9 protein-coding genes are annotated in these 16759 nt (G+C 49.5%); 6 read left to right on the forward strand and 3 right to left on the reverse strand.

Annotated elements, in window-relative coordinates; translation table 11 throughout:
• The first annotated feature begins 114 nt into the window (after window positions 1–114).
• Both B160_RS0100865 and B160_RS0100875 read left to right on the forward strand, forming a co-directional pair.
• Window positions 115–2865: a malectin domain-containing carbohydrate-binding protein gene (locus B160_RS0100865; protein WP_018625945.1), complete on the forward strand. Its 2751-nt coding sequence runs from the start codon at window positions 115–117 to the stop codon at window positions 2863–2865.
• 562 nt (window positions 2866–3427) lie between these two features.
• Window positions 3428–5425 (forward strand): glycoside hydrolase family 127 protein, encoded by a 1998-nt coding sequence (locus B160_RS0100875; RefSeq protein WP_018625947.1) that lies wholly within the window; start codon window positions 3428–3430, stop codon window positions 5423–5425.
• Window positions 5426–5777: 352 nt separating this feature from the next.
• Here the strand turns inward: B160_RS0100875 and B160_RS0100880 are convergent, their stop codons facing one another.
• From B160_RS0100880 to B160_RS0100890, 3 genes are all read right to left on the reverse strand, one after another.
• Window positions 5778–6593, reverse strand: coding sequence for a phytanoyl-CoA dioxygenase family protein (locus B160_RS0100880; RefSeq protein ID WP_018625948.1), 816 nt, complete (start codon window positions 6591–6593; stop codon window positions 5778–5780).
• Window positions 6594–6954: 361 nt separating this feature from the next.
• A complete protein-coding gene (locus B160_RS0100885; protein WP_018625950.1) occupies window positions 6955–7155 on the reverse strand; it encodes a hypothetical protein in 201 nt (66 codons plus the stop codon).
• 182 nt (window positions 7156–7337) lie between these two features.
• Window positions 7338–8222, reverse strand: coding sequence for an AraC family transcriptional regulator (locus tag B160_RS0100890; protein ID WP_018625951.1), 885 nt, complete (start codon window positions 8220–8222; stop codon window positions 7338–7340).
• 301 nt (window positions 8223–8523) lie between these two features.
• Between B160_RS0100890 and B160_RS31470 the strand changes: the two genes are divergently transcribed.
• From B160_RS31470 to B160_RS0100915, 4 genes are all read left to right on the forward strand, one after another.
• A complete protein-coding gene (locus tag B160_RS31470; RefSeq protein ID WP_157557839.1) occupies window positions 8524–8670 on the forward strand; it encodes a hypothetical protein in 147 nt (48 codons plus the stop codon).
• Window positions 8671–8877: 207 nt separating this feature from the next.
• Window positions 8878–12033 (forward strand): SusC/RagA family TonB-linked outer membrane protein, encoded by a 3156-nt coding sequence (locus B160_RS0100905; RefSeq protein ID WP_018625954.1) that lies wholly within the window; start codon window positions 8878–8880, stop codon window positions 12031–12033.
• A 35-nt stretch (window positions 12034–12068) separates the two neighbouring features.
• Window positions 12069–13868 carry a RagB/SusD family nutrient uptake outer membrane protein gene (locus B160_RS0100910; RefSeq protein ID WP_018625955.1) on the forward strand — a complete coding sequence of 600 codons (1800 nt, stop codon included), beginning with the start codon at window positions 12069–12071 and terminating at the stop codon, window positions 13866–13868.
• 42 nt (window positions 13869–13910) lie between these two features.
• Complete coding sequence (locus B160_RS0100915; RefSeq protein WP_018625956.1) at window positions 13911–16748, forward strand: SusC/RagA family TonB-linked outer membrane protein; 2838 nt, start codon at window positions 13911–13913, stop codon at window positions 16746–16748.
• The last annotated feature ends 11 nt before the right edge of the window (window positions 16749–16759 follow it).

Here is a 16759-nt window from a genome sequence, read left to right on the forward strand (position 1 = left end):
CTCCTGCAATGGACTGCAGACCGGACTGCGCCGTTGTATAGCCTCGAACCCGGTCAATGGCGCGCTTTTAAAATATGACCGGGCCATTTGAAATCAAGTTGGAACCCTGATAAGATGAAAAATAGGAACGATAAAAAAACAGTGGATCATAGCCGCGAAGCATTAACAGTTCCCTGCGACGTTTCACGCCGGTGGTTTCTTAAGCATTTGGGCATTGGCATTACCGGTAGCGTGATCTTTAAAAGCGGGTATGGCCTGTGGGCAACCCCACATCCGGCGGTATCCTTTGTGGATCATTCCGCTGCAACGGGCAAGCTGCATTATTACGCGCACGATGCCGTGCTCGACGCTCAGGGTGTAATCGCACCCTGGTACAAACAGCCAAACGGGCAATGTGATTTCAGGGTAAGAATTGCAGCGGAGACTTTAAAAAGATATCCCTGGACGAATAAGGAAAATGCCATCGCTGCATATCCGCATTATTTATTCAGTGGCAAATGGAAAATCAATGATGCCGGGGAGATCAGTCCGCAGGATCCCGGGGATTGGATGAACGGTGACCTGGGACAGCGGAGTGTGAACGTTCTGAAAGGGATGGTAGATTATTATCGTTATACCGGTGATGCGGCAGCAATAAGCCATATGACTTATATGGGCGATTTTTTGGTCGATCATAGTTTGACGCCTGCAAACCATGCCTGGCCGGGTTTTCCGATCAGCGCGCCTGTTAAGGGCAAAGCCTATTATGATGCCAACCCGGAGGGAATGATACAGCTCGATATCAGCGCAACAATGGGTCATGCCCTGTTAAAAGCCTTTCAGGTTACGGGCAACCTCCGCTGGCTGAAAGCGGCCAAACACTGGGGTGATCTTTTTGCGGCGAAATGCAATAAGACGCCTGGTAAAAACCCATGGCCACGTTATGCAAATCCTGAGCACGCATTTACAGTGGAGAATGAAAGGAACAGACAGTGGCGCAAGGATCCGCGCTTTAACCGGCAAACAGGTGGTGTAACGATGGTGATGACTTTTCTGGATGAGCTGATACGCCTGGGTTATACCGGTAAGAACAATGACCTTGTAAAAGCCCGGAATGCGGGCCTTGCGTATGTAAAGGGGGTGCTGCTGCCGGAATGGACCCGGGAAGACAGCTTTGCACTGCATTTCTGGGATTGGGCAAACACCGTTCAGAATTGCACAACAACGGCGGATGTATCCATTTATATGCTGAATAATAAGGCGGATTTCCCCAACTGGAAGAACGATGTCCGGAACATTCTTACCTTGTTTTTGAACCGTACAAGCGCCAATCCTGCTTCGGTGGGCGATGTTTACAGCGGTGCCTGGGCCTATCCTGAATCCAGTCATTGCTGCAAAACTTCGTTGTGGTATGCCCCGTTAACCTTAGCGCCCGTATTCCTGCGGTATGGTGTTGAGGCCGGCGATGACCGGATGCGTGAGCTGGGTTACCGGCAGATGATCCTCCAGACCTATGATGGCCGGGAAAATGGGATAACCGAAGATCTGATTGATGGAGGAGTTTATGTAAATGGCACCTGGTTTAATATTGCCCATCCCTGGCCGCTTTTTTGGATACTAAACAGCATCGGCTGGGCGCCGGAACAGCTGGGGGCCAGTAAGGAAAATCACCTGGTGTATAGCAGCGCCACAGTAGCCAATATTGCATATGGTAAAGACCATATTGCATTTACCACTTTTGATGCACCCGGAAATACCCGGGCTGTATTGCGCTTGTCTTTTGTTCCGCATACCATCACTGCCGACGGAAAAAAGTTGCCTCTGCGCAATGATTTAGAGGCCAATGGTTTTACTGTAAAGCAATTGCCGAATGGAGATGCGATCATTACTGTAAGACATGACGGCTCAAAAAATATCATCATAAAGGGTGTCGATCAGCAACAAGTGCTTGCCGGCAGCAGGATTCAATGGGATGATCATTGGGAAAAGCAAAGAGATCCCTCTTCTTTTCAGGGAACGATAATGGTTACGGCAGTAAAAGATGCCGTCTTTGAAGCCAGGTTCAGCGGTAACCAGATAAGGCTGATCGGCCGCTTTGATCAGTATGGTGGTATAGCGGACGTATTTATTGATAATGAAAAACAATTGGTGCCGATTGATTTTTGGGGACCATCAGCACGGCACCGGCAGGTGCTGTACTATAAAAATGGTTTGGAGAATGACGATCATACGATAAAAGTGGTTGCCCGGGGCGCCGCCAATCCCTATTCAAAAGGAAAGAGGCTTTACATTGATCAGGTCCAGGCGGCTGCAGGAGCCAAAACGTTTAATTACCCAACGGCCACCGGACCGGCAGGGGCCCAGCGTATGATCTTCGGGTATGCCGGGCGTAAAGATTACCAGGATACGGCAGGTCATTTTTGGCGCCCGGGAACCGAAGTGGTCACGCGCGTGGGGCCGATGGTTGATACGGTTGCAACCTGCTGGTTTGTGCAGCCAGTAAAGGAACGTATTGCTGCGACCAATGATCCCGGCCTTTACAGGTACGGGTACCATGCGCCTGAATTCTGGGTGAATCTTACAGTAGGTCCCGGCGAATATAAGCTGCGTCTTAAATTTGCGGCAACCCGGGGCCTGGGCGACCGGAAAAACAGCTTTGACATACTGGTAAATGGAAAAATGGTCGCTGAACGGTTCGACATTATTTCGAGGGCAGGTAAGGTCAACACCGCAACAGATCTGGTGTTTAATAACATAAAACCTCAAAACGGGATCATCCGGGTAAAGCTAAGGGCAAATGATCCTGAAAATGGAAAAGCCTTGCTGCAGGCGCTGGAGATCAGCCCTCAGAAGCTGTTTAAAAACAATCCAGGAAAATCCGTATAGCCATTAAAAGATGCCTGCTTTTGATCGCATCTACTTAGGGCCGCCTTCTGTAAAAACGGGGTTCAACGATCATTTTTCAAAAGAGGCTTTAGCGACAACAACGCGCCTGGCGTTTATAAGGTAAATCAAAATGCTGTTCCTAAACAGTTTCTGAGAAATAGCAGCCTTTCGTGCTATAATTTTCAAAGTGACCTTCTATCAGGACAAATGCACCGGATGGACCGGCGGCATGCCACAGCGGGTATGTATAAAAACAGGTTTTCTTTATGAAACAAGGCCGGACAGGGCTGTATCAAACCGGCTTGTGATCCGGGAAGGCGGAACGCCGCATAGCCGATCCCTGATGCTCGAAAAAACATTTTTAATTGTATTTGTGACAATTAATGTTTTTTTACTAAATTTGACAGTAAAATAGTAGGATCCGCCATTGTTTGTGTTAGTTGATTGCTGCGCAATACTGGGTTTCTTGTTTTGACCAGCCCCTGTTTTGCTCAAACGGCGCTGATTGCGGTAAGGATCCATAACGGACCCGGGAACAGGTTGAATCAATAAACGTGTTTACATGATGAGAAAAATAAGTTTGATGCTTGTACCGGCAACGCTGATGCTTGCCATCCTGCCAAAAGAGGCCGGCGCGCAGAAAAGGGACTATGCGGTTCAGCCGGTCGTGTTTACAAAAGTGCACCTGCAGGACCGGTTCTGGCGGCCGAAAATTGATGTGAACGCCCATGTGACGATCCCCTATATTTTACAAATGTGCCGCAGGCACGGGCGCATTGACAACTTCCGGAAAGCAGCCGGTCTTATACCGGCCGGGGATCGGATGACCAGTTTCACATTTGATGATACCGATATCTATAAGCTGATCGAAGGCGCTTCCTATAGCCTTCAGGCGAAGTACGACCCGGTGCTGGACAGGGAGCTGGATACGCTCATAACCATGATCGGCAAGGCACAGGAGCGGGACGGCTACCTTTATACGTTTCGTACGGCAAACGTAAAGTACCCGCATGCCTGGATGGGGAATGCCCGTTGGCAAAAGGAAGAGGATCTGAGCCATGAGTTGTACAATTCCGGGCATTTGTTTGAGTCGGCTGTTGCCCATTATGAGGCTACCGGTAAACGGACCTACCTGGAAATTGCCATCCGGAACGCAGACCTTCTTGTTCGCACATTTGGTCCGGGCAGGGTAGAGGAATGGCCCGGCCATCAGATTGTGGAAATGGGGCTGGCAAAATTGTACCGCGTAACCGGGAACACCGGATACCTGCAGCTGGCAAAATATTTTCTGGATGTACGGGGAACAAAAAAGAACGCATACGCAAAAGAATACAGCCAGAGCAGCCGTCCGCTGATCCGGCAGACCACGGCGGTTGGCCATGCCGTACGTGCTACCTATATGTATAGCGGCATGGCGGATGTTGCGGCGCTTACAAACGATGACGCGTATCTGCATGTTATTGACGATATCTGGAAGGATGTGGTCTTCCATAAACTTTATATTACGGGTGGTATTGGTGCCCGGGGTAATGGAGAGGCCTTTGGCCCGGCTTATGACCTTCCCAATATGAGCGCTTATGCAGAAACCTGCGCCTCTATTGCCAATGTATTTTGGAATGAGCGGATGTTTTTGCTGCACGGGGATTCCAAATACATCGACGTGCTGGAAAAGACCCTGTATAACGGCTTGCTTTCGGGTGTGTCACTGAGCGGCGATCGCTTTTTTTATCCCAACCCGCTGGCCTCCACCGGGCAGCATGCCCGTAGTGCCTGGTTTGACTGTGCCTGCTGCATAACAAATATTGCCCGCTTCATGCCTTCCATGCCGGGATATGTGTATGCGCAGGCCGGCAATGAGGTCTATGTGAACCTGTATGTGGCAAACAGGGGGCGGATAAAGCTTGCTGGTGGAAACGTTGTGCTGGATCAGCAAACGGATTATCCGTGGAATGGCAGGATCACGGTGCATGTTGATCCGTTAAATAACCGGAACTTTATCCTGAAGCTGCGTATTCCCGGCTGGGCCCAGGAACAGGCCGTTCCGGGCGATCTGTACCGCTATGCATCCCCCGAAAAAATAAACCCGGTCGCGGTCCGCATCAATGGAAAAAAGGTTGGCTATACGCTGGTGAAGGGGTACGCTGTTATCCGCCATCAATGGAAAAAGGGCGACAAAGTATCGTTGGACCTTCCGATGCCGGTACGCAAAGTGCTGGCAAACGAACAGGTTAAGGCGGACGAAGGGAGATTTGCATTACAGCGCGGCCCGGTGGTGTATTGCGTGGAAGGAGCCGATCAGCAGGTGAAGCACGTAACAACGCTCGTTGCGGACATCGCGGACCCGTTTACTTCCGTTTATAAAAGGGATAAATTATCAGGCATTGTTGAATTGAAAGGAAAAGGATACTCGGTAACGTCCGGCACGGACGGCCGGGCAAAAAAGAAAGAAACAGCGATCGTGGCGATCCCGTATTACTCCTGGTGCAACCGGGGGGCGGGCGAAATGGCCGTATGGATCGCTTATACCCCGGCTCAAGACCTTACCGGAAATGGTAAATGATGGGACATTGCTTCTCTGTTTTAGGTTGGGTAGGGAAGGCTGCAAACAAGCCGTTTATACCGCCTTTCGAGAGGAAATTGTTTATGTATTCTAATAATTATAATTTGTTTTGACTTTTTGGGTGGTAGCAAACAGGCGGCCCCGATGGCGCTTTATGCAGCTTCGTTGATCCATGTTATCAGCATAACGGCCTTACAGGTTGCCCATCACTGAAGTGGTGAAAAGTGGCAATATGATCCGGGTATTTTTACACCGCAGCGGGCTAAAAACGGGCATGTATTGATCCTTTCAAAACTCCGGATTTTTGAAAGCAGGTCTGCGCCTTTATGCAGGAGATGATTACTTCCGGGCTTTATCTTTTGTAAATAAGCGGATTTTGTGCATCATCATTCAGTGGATCGCCCACTTTTATGCGTTGCAGATAATCGTCGGGCAAAATATTGGCCTGTCCGTTAAATACGTTGCCGTCGGGCATATAAGCGCAGGTCATGGCGCGGCGGAAGCCCGGGGTCATATTGGCATTGGCCCCATGAATGGTTAACCCGTTGTGAAACGAGCAGCTGCCGGCTTTCATGGTAGCCGCAACTGATTGGGTTTGCCTGAACTGCGGATAGGCATTAAAGACTTCGATCATGTTTTTGCCAATGCCCGGGTTTTCGAAAGCGGTTTCCCTGTATGAGCCAGGAATAAAAAACAGACAGCCGTTTTCCAGGGTAGCATCGTCAAGCGCCACCCAAATGGAAAGAGCCCGCCTGTCGTAGAAAGACCAGAACGGCGTATCCAGGTGCCATGCTGTGGGGTTTGCCCAGGGCCGCTTTATCAGCGCCTGATCGTGCCAGATGCGGATGCCATCCACTCCCGCCAGGTCCGCAGCCATTTTGCCAATTTGCTCGTCGAGCATCAACCCTTTTATCTTGTCATTGGTCTGCCAAAGGTTCAATAGCTGATCAAATACATTGTTAAAGTAGTCGGCATCCTTGTTAATGCCATCGTCCTCGCCGATCTTAACTGATTTTCCCGGCATTTTTTGACCGTTACGTTCTTCAACCGCTTCGGCTACCGCGCTTCGCCAGTATTCCAGTTCATCCGGAGCAAGAAAATCATCAATAACCACAAAACCGTTTTCCTGATAGTCCGCAATGTGGCGGGGAGTTAATGCATATTTCATTGTTGATCGTTTTTGGTGCAGTTCAAAATTAGGGGCAATAACATTTTAGTGCCATAGCTAAATTGATCCGGTTTATACACTTTCTGATATTTTATTTTCCGTGATTTTTATATTTTTTATGCGGCCATGATACCGGGAAACCCAGCAGGTACCTCGTAGTTATAAATAGAACGAAAGCGTGAATGCTCTATATAAGAAGAACTGGTAAACATTCAAAAAATGGCATCCTCAAAGACCGCATTATCCTTCCGTTCCCAGTCATCAGCCTTCAGCAGGATCTGGAACTGGGAATGCGCATCGGGCAAGCAAATGGGAACTCAACCCGTTGGGAATGGCGGCGTACGGGGCAGGGTATTTCCGGCTACCGGCCGGTGTCGTTGGTGGCACCTTCCCAGGTGGCTGTGTCGTGGGGATCGTTTTTCCGGGCACTGTCCGCTGTTGGCCCGTTCCCCTGATTTGTGGCAGGTTCGAGAGTGCCGCCGGTCTGCCCCGGCGTGTCCTTTGGCGGATTGTTACAGCTTCCATACAGGGCTACTGTGAGCGCAAAGATGAGGATCTTCATAAAAAATATTTTAATGTATCTATGCAGCAGCCAAATACCGTACCGGTAAACGCTTTGTCCGGGGAGATTGATGACAGGGGGGTATCTGCGGCGCTTTTGCGGGATGTTTATAAAAAAGGGAAATTATTGACGCATGTAGAATCATTGCAACACCCCTGCAGGGGCTCCGGTACATCCTCGCGTTATTTGTTCTTAAAATGTTTGGGTGAGATCCCCATGATCTTTTTAAAGACCCGGGAAAAATGATACTGGTCATCATACCCCAGGCTGTACGAGATGGTTTTGATGTTGTGCGCATTGTCCATCAGCATCTGGCAGGCTTTCTGGATCTTAAGCGTCGTGAATAAATGGATGGGGCTGGACTTGGCCTGCTTTTTAAACAGGGAAGAAAGATGCGACGATGACAACCCGACTGCGACGCTGATGTCATCCAACCTCAGCGGCTTGTCCAGGTTTTGCTTCATGAAATGGATGCACTGCTGGATGATATCATTCTCATTGGTGGACCGTTTGATCTGTGTATTTTGAAAAGAAGACAGGTAGGCATGCACACAGCTGCAGCTGTAAACGATATTGTCGGTATTGTTCATCAGCTCCAGGTGCTGGATGATGTCGTAAAAGATCAGCTGCCGCGATGTGCTTACTCCGGCGCTTGTGGGTGTTCCACCCTGGGCTTTCGTGAGCAGCTGGTAATAAAACGCGGCATCGTTGCCGGCAAAATGGAGCCAGTAAATGCTCCAGGGGTCCTTTTCATGTGCACCATAATGATGTGCCGCGCCGGCAGGGATGATGAAAAAATCATTGGGTTTTATTTCATACCGTTTATTGTTTAGAATATACCAGCCCCTTCCTTTGGTGCAATAGATCAGGATGTATTGTGCGCAGCCTTTCTTGCGCTCCCGCTCATGATCTGCCGCATTGGGGTAGTAGCCGATATCTGTTATATACAGGTTTTTACAAAAAATATGTTGTTCGCAGAATCTTAGTTTTGCCTGCGGCAGGATACAGGTCAACTGTCCTGCAAACCCTTCCATCTTTTTTTGAATATTTTCTGTGTTGAATGTCATGGAAGAACCGTTTTAACCGTGGGAACACCTGTTCCCGTTTGCTGTAAAAATATCTATATTTTTTATACTCGCTGCGGGATCGCAGTAAAAATAATCAGCAATTCCCGGGCTGTTGACAGGTCCTGATGCACAAAAGCGGATATGCGCTCCGGCCGGGAAGTGCATTTAAACCAGGGACTTTTGATAGAAAGAAGGCTAAAAGGCTTTTTCACAGCGGTTTTGAAGGGATGTGCCGCTTATACCGGCGATATGCGGGAGGAAGCGGTTGACAGGCAGAGCATAAAAAAATCCATTATTTTCCATGGAATATCTATTTCCTTGGCCTCCATTTTATTGGAATTTTACATTCATGGATGAAAGAAGAGTGGAGGAGGAAAAAACAGGTCGTCTGCAACACTGCTGCTATGTAATTGCTAACGAAGTTGCCGGAACCGGTTTTGCACTTTGATTTCATTTTTTGTCAGCGTATTAAAAGCGAGCAGACACATGTTTTTAATATAGGACAGGAACGGATTGTAATGTTTAGTATAAAAAATTGAATTCAGCTTGCTTTTAGATAACGGTTGGTCTTTAATCCAGATAAAACGTATGCTTCCGGCAGGCAGCAAAAACAGGTCGGCGACGGCACCTGCTTATTATTATTAAAACGGCTATTATGTTATTAAGATTGTTTTTTGCCTTCCTCCTGGTTGTTGCACTCGATGCTCAGGCTGTTAATACCCCAAGTGGTCTTACCGGCGCCTGGTATAAAAGGCAGCAGCCTGTTTCCGGTATCGTAACCGATCAGAAAACCGGGGCGCCGCTGACGGGCGTTACCGTTACCGTTAAAGGAACCGGAGTAGGAGCTTCATCGGATCAGGAAGGGCGTTATTCGTTGGCGGTGCCGGATGGGATCGGCAATGCGGTGCTTGTTTTTTCACTGGTGGGTTATCATACATTGGAGCAGCCGGTGAGGCAGCAATCGCAGATCAATGTGATGCTGATTGCTGAGCAAAAGGAAATGGACGAGGTAGTGGTAGTAGGATATGGAGAACAAAAGAAGCTGACGGTTACCGGAGCCATTGCAACCGTATCGGGAGCCGACCTCGTAAAAGCGCCCGTTGCCGGTATCAGCAATGCCCTGATCGGGATGGCCCCGGGCTTGCAGGCGGTTCAGACATCGGGGGAGTTTGGTAACGATAAAGCTACCATTTTTATCCGGGGTATGGCTACCCTCAACGCTGGCGGAAGAAGCCCCCTGATCCTTATTGATGGGGTGCAGCGCGATACCTACAATAATCTCGACCCGAATGAGATCGAATCCATCAGTATCTTAAAGGATGCCTCCTCAACGGCCGTTTACGGGGTACGCGGGGCAAACGGGGTGATCCTCATCACTACCAAACAGGGAAAAATGGGCCGGCCGCAGGTAAACGTTACGGCCAATGCCGCAGCTATACAACCCACCATTTTGCCCAAGTACCTCAATTCCTATGACTATGCCGTACTGCGCAACGAAGCCGAGCGGAACGGTGGTATTGCAGCAGATAAAGTAACCTTTACTGCTGAGGATCTCGAACTGTACAAATCAGGTGCAGATCCTGTTTTTCATCCAAGCAACGACTGGATCAATGAACTGATCAAACCCTATTCCTTTCAGCAATCTTACAATGCCAATATCTCGGGTGGAACGGAAAAGGTACGTTATTATACTTCGTTGGGTTATTTCAACCAGAGCGGGGGATACCAGCAACCGGAGCAGAGCCTGGGTTTTCCATATAAGCAGAAGTACGACAAGTACAATGTGCGGATGAACTTTGATTTTAAGCTGACCCAGGACCTGCTGATACAGGTAAAACTGGGGAACCAGATCACCGATAATACCATCCCCAACGGAGGCGCCTGGGCAGCCTTTGACAAAGCGGCCAATCGTCCGCCGATGACCAGCCCGGTATTCATTGATGGTAAATACATTGAGCGGGTGATTGGTCTTCCGGGCGCTGTTCCCAACTTTAACCCCTGGGGAGATGCCGGACCAACCAGCGCCTCGGGTGCCTTTTTAACCGAACAATATTCCAGCACGCTCAATACCAACCTCCAGATCACCTATAAACTGGACCGTATTACCAAGGGATTAAGCGTACGGGCCATGGGCGCATACGACAGCTATTACCTGAAAAATAAATCCGAAAGCAAGAACTTTCCCAAGTGGACGGTTATGAAAGATGCCAGCGCACCCGAAGGATACCGTTTGTACCAGAGCGCCGATGATGGTCCGTTTACCGGTATCTCGGAAGCAGTGGGTGATGCCAACAAATGGCGGAAAGTGTATACGGAGGCCGCCATCGAATACAAACGCGGCTTTAGCGGGCACAATGTTTCTGGTTTGGTACTGGGTAACTTTTCCCGTGAGGTGCGCCCCAGCCTGCTGTACAAGTTACCGCATGTGTACCTGGGGCTGGTATCAAGGGTAACCTATGATTATAAGAACCGTTACCTCACCGAGCTGAACATGGGGTATAACGGTTCGGAGAATTTTCCTGAAGGGAAGCGGTATGGCTTCTTTCCTTCCGTATCGCTCGGATGGGTACTTTCCAATGAACCCTTCTTCCCCAGGAACAGCTGGCTGAGCTTTGTAAAATTCCGGGGCTCTTACGGGGTGGTTGGAAACGATGAGATCGGTGGCCAGCGTTATCTGTATCTGGATCCGCCTTACAGCCTTAACAACGGGGGATACCAGGCAGTGATGTTCGGGAACCCGGGTGTGGATTTTGCCCGTTACAATGTATACAACGAAGGCGCCATTGGTAACCCGGATGTGACCTGGGAAAAGTCGAAAAAAATGGACATTGGTGCCGAGCTGAAATTCCTGGATGACCGCCTTTCTTTTAACGGGGACTATTTTGAAGAAAAAAGGGACAATATCCTCTGGTACCTGTCTACCGTTCCGGAACTGGTGGCCGCTTCTCTGCCGCCGGCCAATATCGGTAAGGTGAACAACCACGGTTATGAGCTGGAACTGGGCTATAACGGGCAGGCCAATAAGGTACAATACTGGGTAAAAGCCAGCTATGCTTTTGCCCGTAACGAGATCGTTTTCCAGGATGAACCGGATCGCAAATATGAATACCTGAAACGGACGGGCAAACCCATTCAGCAATATTTCGGGCTGACCTTTGATGGATTTTATAATTCCAAGGATGAGATTGATGATCCTGACCGGCCCAAATCCAAATGGGAGGGCGCCGGTCTGCAACCCGGTGATATGAAGTACAAAGACCTGGATGGCAACGGCATCATCGACGAGGATGATATGGGACCTGTCGGCCACTCCGACTGGCCGGAAGTAACCTACAGCATGTCTGGTGGTTTTTCCTGGAAAGGACTGGATCTGAGCATACTGGTACAGGGTACCGATAATGTATCGGCCAGCTTTGCATCGGCTGCCGCCTATCCTTTTGTGTCGTCCTGGGGTAGTGCCCAGCAATGGCATATGGAGCGCTGGACGCCGGAACGCTATGCAAACGGTGAAACCATCTCATTTCCAAGGGTAGAGGTTTCGCCGGATAAACAGCACAACTACCAGCCATCCAGCTTCTGGGTACAGGATGCTTCTTACCTCCGTTTAAAAAATCTGGAAGTAGGTTATCGCTTTACATCGCAGACGCTGAAGCGGATGGGTATGAGGAGCCTGCGTATTTATGTGAGCGGTAATAACCTGCTTACCAAAAGCCATTTCAAATACAGCAAGGACCCGGATGCGCGTGAGCTGTGGGGCCGTACCTATCCGCCCATGCGGGTGTTTAACGGAGGTATCAATCTTTCATTCTAGGGTTCCATTCGGTCATAAAACAAAAAATAATACGGATGAAACGAAGCATAATAAATAAACTGATGAAACAAACCGTTTTCAATAAATTGATTTTATGGAGCATTGCCTGCCTGCTGCTCGGTTCCTGTAACCGGTATCTGGAAAAACCGGAGAGCAGTGATATTAAGCTGGATGATGTTTTTGCATCGAAGGAGCGCAGCGAGCAATTCCTCTGGAGCGTATACCGCACCTGTTCTATCTTCGAGTTTCCCTATTACTGGGCTTCGGGTGAGAATGGCTATTACCATTACGGCGCTACCTATACCATTGTAGCGGCAGCAGATGATGAGGCCGATGCCTATTCCAATATCACCGGCGCGGAGGCTTTTAATAAAGGGAACTGGAGCTCCAGTGATATCTACTGGTATGAATTCCGCAGCGAGTTCTGTTATAAAGGCATACGCAATGCCAACATCTTTATCGAAAATATTGATAAATCACCTTTTTCAGATGCGGAAAAAGCTTCTATGAAGGCGGAAGCCGTGTTCCTGAGGGCATTGATGCATTTTGACCTGATGCAGCGCTTGGGCGGTATTGCTATTGTAGACAAGGTATTAAAAGTAAGCGGTGCTGAAGATATTCCCGAAGTGCGTATACCCCGGAGCACCTATGCAGAAACGGTGAACTTTATTGTGAACAGCTGTGATGAGGCCGCAAAAACCTTACCCAGCAGTTATGAAAGCAAATACAGAGGACGTATTGTAAAGGGCGCCGCACTGGCATTAAAAGCCCGTGTACTGCTGTATGCGGCCAGCCCGCTGTTCAACACTTCCCAGTCCTATGTACCGGTAGGTGATCCCAAGCTGCGCGAGCTGATCGGGTATCCCAGCTATGACCCCAACCGGTGGAAACTGGCAGCCGATGCCAGCAAGGCGGTACTGGACTGGGCGGCCAATGAAAGCGGCTGGTGCGAATTGTATAAAGGAAAGAGCAACGCGGTAGACCGTTATGAAGAGATCTTTATCAACCCCAGTGTAAATGAGATCATCCTGGATGCGGGCCTGATGGGTACGAACACCAATAACTACTTTGTCCGCTTTATGACACCGGGTACGGTGGTGTACACCGGGTCGGACCCGATCAATATCGGTGTTACATTCAATTTTACCAAGTTCTATCAAAAGGCGGATGGTACCGATCAGACCTGGGATGAACAGGAGGGCGTGGATTATCCGTATGCGCAATACCGGCAGAAATTAAAGGAGCTGGATCCGCGGTTCCAGGCGTCCGTATTTTATTCCGGGGAGGAATGGGCCAGGGGTACCGGTACCGTGTACCATTTTTATGAGCAGCATGGCAAATTACTGGACGCTTATAACGGCGTGGGTTTCCTCCGCAAATTTGTAAAAGGGGTAAGCAATGCCTCTAATCCCCCGCCCAAATGGATCACATTCCGGCTGGCGGAGTTTTATCTGAACTACGCAGAAGCATTAAACGAAATGAATGGAGACGGCGCCCAGGTTGTTTGGGCATTGAATGAAGTGCGCCGGCGGGTAGGCATGCCGGATTATACCTATACCAACCAGGAAGACATGCGTATGAAGATACGCCGTGAGCGGGGCGTGGAGCTGGCATTTGAGGAGCATCGCTATTTTGATGTACGTCGGTGGATGATCGCAGGTGATGAAGGTGTGATGAAAGGCGGTATGTACGGGCTGCGTTTAAAAGGCGGTACCAATCCTACTTACCGGCTGGAGAAGTTTGAAGACCGGGTCTGGAATGATAAAATGTACCTGTATCCGTTCAGGGTAAGTGAGATCAACCTGGGATATATCCAGCAAAACCCCGGATGGTAATCCTGTAACGATATAAAAAAGTACACGCACAAAAGGAATGTAATGAAAATGAAATCAGGACTATATCAGGCAGGAAGCGCCATGGCCATGCCCCGCCTCAGAATCGGGTTGCTGTTGTATTGCGGCTTCCTCTGGAATGCGGCGCATGCTCAATCGGTTCAGTATGATGTGAACCCCGACTCTTCGGTAAGAGTGGCCTATGGCACACTTTCCAAAGACCAGAGTAATGCGGCTGTTTCGAGCGTTGCGGGATCAGAACTGAAGAAAACGCAGACCGCTACCCTAACCAATGCACTGGCCGGAAAACTGACCGGGTTAACGGTTACGAATACCGGGGCTGCACCGGGCTTTGATGATCCTTCTGTTTTGATCCGTGGCCAGCATACCAGCCTCAATAATGGCATCCTGCTGATCGTTGACGGTATCCAGGTAAACAGCATCAGCTTTTTGTCGCCGGATGAAATTGAAAGTGTATCTGTACTAAAAGATGCTGCGGCGGTGGCCATGTACGGAGCAAGGGGTGGAAACGGGGTGCTGCTGGTTACTACAAAGAGAGGGACCATTTCCGATAAGCCGCAGATCTCCTTAAACATGCGATACGGCATGCAGTCTCCAACACAACTGCCTAAAGTGGCGTCTTCCTATGATTTTGCCCGTTTGTACAACGAGGCGCTTCAGAATGACGGCTTGTCCGCATTGTATACCAACGATCAGCTGGAAGGCTATCATCAGAAAAAAGACCCATATCTATACCCGGATGTGAACTGGATGGATGCGATATTGCGGAAACAGGCGCCCATACAGGATTATACGGTAAGCTTTAATGGCGGAAACCAGACCGCAAAATATTTTGTAATGCTGGGATTCCTGAACAACCAGGGATTGTATGCACATACCGATGGTGAGCACAACGCCAATATCGGGTACAACCAGCTCAACCTGCGCGCCAACCTGGATGTGAACCTGACAAAAACACTTTCGGCGCAAATAGGCATCGGAGGCAATATACAGGATCGCAAATTCCCTCCGGTAGCAACAGCTACCTTCTGGCAGAACATGCTTTCTTATGCCCCCAACCTGTATCCGGCAACAACACCGGATGGCAACATCACCGGAACGGCAGCCTTTCCATCCAATCCGCTGGGAGATCTGTTAAAAAGAGGCTATCAATCGCGGCACGACCGGAACATCCAGATGAATGTACGGGTTACCCAGCAGCTGGATTTTATGACAAAAGGATTAAAAGTATTTGGAGCGGTATTGTTTGATAACCTGTTGCAGAACCGTTATGATAAGACCCGCACCTACGCCTATTATGAGCCGATATGGACAAAGGGGGGCGGTGGTCAGGATTCTGTGTATTACCTGCAGCGGAGCCTGGATACGGACCTGAGCGTGGTAACCGGTGGCGATTATGAGAACAACCGGATCATCTTCCAGGGTGGACTGGATTACGGGCGCCGGTTCGGGGAACATGCGCTGGGCGGTATGGTGTTTTTTCAGCAGGATAAATATACCGTGTTGGGAAATGCATCTCCTTTTGCCATGCAGAACCTGGCCGGACGGCTGACCTATGGCTATAAGGATAAATATTTTGCCGAGGGCGTTTTCTCGTATAGCGGTCTGGAGAACTACGCACCCGGCAAGCGCTTCGGTTTCTTTCCCGCACTGTCTGCAGGATGGTTGCTGCATAAAGAATCGTTCCTTCAAAATGTAGCCTGGATCAATTATTTGAAATTACGTGCCTCAGCCGGCAGCGTGGGCAATGATAAAGGCTCCCCGCGGTTCAATTATAACCAGTACTGGGGTGTAGCCAGCAGCCAGGGTTATTATTTTGGAACAGGACAGAGCTGGTACAACGGTCTGGTGCAACTGGCCATGGCCAATCCGGACATCACCTGGGAGCGTGCCATGGTCTATAACCTGGGCGTGGATGCAACCCTGTTCAACAACCGGTTAAGCCTGACCGCAGATCTGTTTAAGGAAAACCGGAAAGATATACTGGTAGATCGGTCGGCAACCGGTTCTGCACTGGCGGGCTATACGTCGGGCAGGATGGCCAATTTAGGTAAAGTGAATAACGCGGGTGCTGAGGTTTCCGCTACCTACCGCAAAGAGGCCGGTGCCGTGAATTATTATTTTGGCGGACAGTTCTCCTACGCGCACAATACCATTAAAGAAAGCTGGGAAACACCAAAGAAGGAAGCCTACAGTTACCGGCAGGGGCATCCGGTAGGTCAGTATTTCGGCCTTGAGGCCATCGGCTATTTTAAAGATGAAAGTGATATTGCTTCGAGTCCGCTGCAGACATTTTCGATCGTTGCACCCGGTGATCTGAAATATAAAGACCAGAACAACGACGGTATCATTGATGTGAATGATCAGATCGCGATCGGGAAACAAAACTACCCGGAGATCAACTACGGGTTTCAGACAGGCGTGTCGTATAAAAATGTTTACCTGGACCTGTTCTTCCAGGGCGTGGCCGATAAAAGCGTATACCTGAACGGTTATTTGTTTCAGCCCTTCATCAACAATGCTAATATACTTGACTGGGCCGTTGACGGGCACTGGACCCCGCAAACGCATGCTACCGCTACCTATCCGCGGCTGACCACACAGGCCAATCCCAATAACTACCAGGCATCTACCTTCTGGGTGCGCAATGCTGATTTCCTCCGGTTGCGGAATGTGGAACTGGGATACCGGTTACCTGTGAACCTCGTAAAACGGGTGGGCATAGAGCAGGCAAAAATATTTGTAAGCGGCATGAACCTGGTTACCTGGGATAACCTGGCAGTAGATGTGGACCCTGAAATGCTGGGGCAGGGCTATCCTGTATTGAAATCCTGGTCTGCAGGTATTATGGTCAAATTTTAAAACGGACAACA

Source organism: Niabella aurantiaca DSM 17617, assembly GCF_000374125.1.
Classification (GTDB): domain Bacteria; phylum Bacteroidota; class Bacteroidia; order Chitinophagales; family Chitinophagaceae; genus Niabella; species Niabella aurantiaca.

Coding starts and splice junctions, on each gene's coding strand:
- B160_RS0100885 (WP_018625950.1), bottom strand. CDS start 7,155: ATGAAGATCCTCATCTTTGCGCTCACAGTAGCCCTGTATGGAAGCTGT.
- B160_RS0100890 (WP_018625951.1), bottom strand. CDS start 8,222: ATGACATTCAACACAGAAAATATTCAAAAAAAGATGGAAGGGTTTGCA.
- B160_RS0100880 (WP_018625948.1), bottom strand. CDS start 6,593: ATGAAATATGCATTAACTCCCCGCCACATTGCGGACTATCAGGAAAAC.
- B160_RS0100915 (WP_018625956.1), top strand. CDS start 13,911: ATGAAAATGAAATCAGGACTATATCAGGCAGGAAGCGCCATGGCCATG.
- B160_RS0100910 (WP_018625955.1), top strand. CDS start 12,069: ATGAAACGAAGCATAATAAATAAACTGATGAAACAAACCGTTTTCAAT.
- B160_RS0100875 (WP_018625947.1), top strand. CDS start 3,428: ATGATGAGAAAAATAAGTTTGATGCTTGTACCGGCAACGCTGATGCTT.
- B160_RS0100865 (WP_018625945.1), top strand. CDS start 115: ATGAAAAATAGGAACGATAAAAAAACAGTGGATCATAGCCGCGAAGCA.
- B160_RS31470 (WP_157557839.1), top strand. CDS start 8,524: ATGGAATATCTATTTCCTTGGCCTCCATTTTATTGGAATTTTACATTC.
- B160_RS0100905 (WP_018625954.1), top strand. CDS start 8,878: ATGTTATTAAGATTGTTTTTTGCCTTCCTCCTGGTTGTTGCACTCGAT.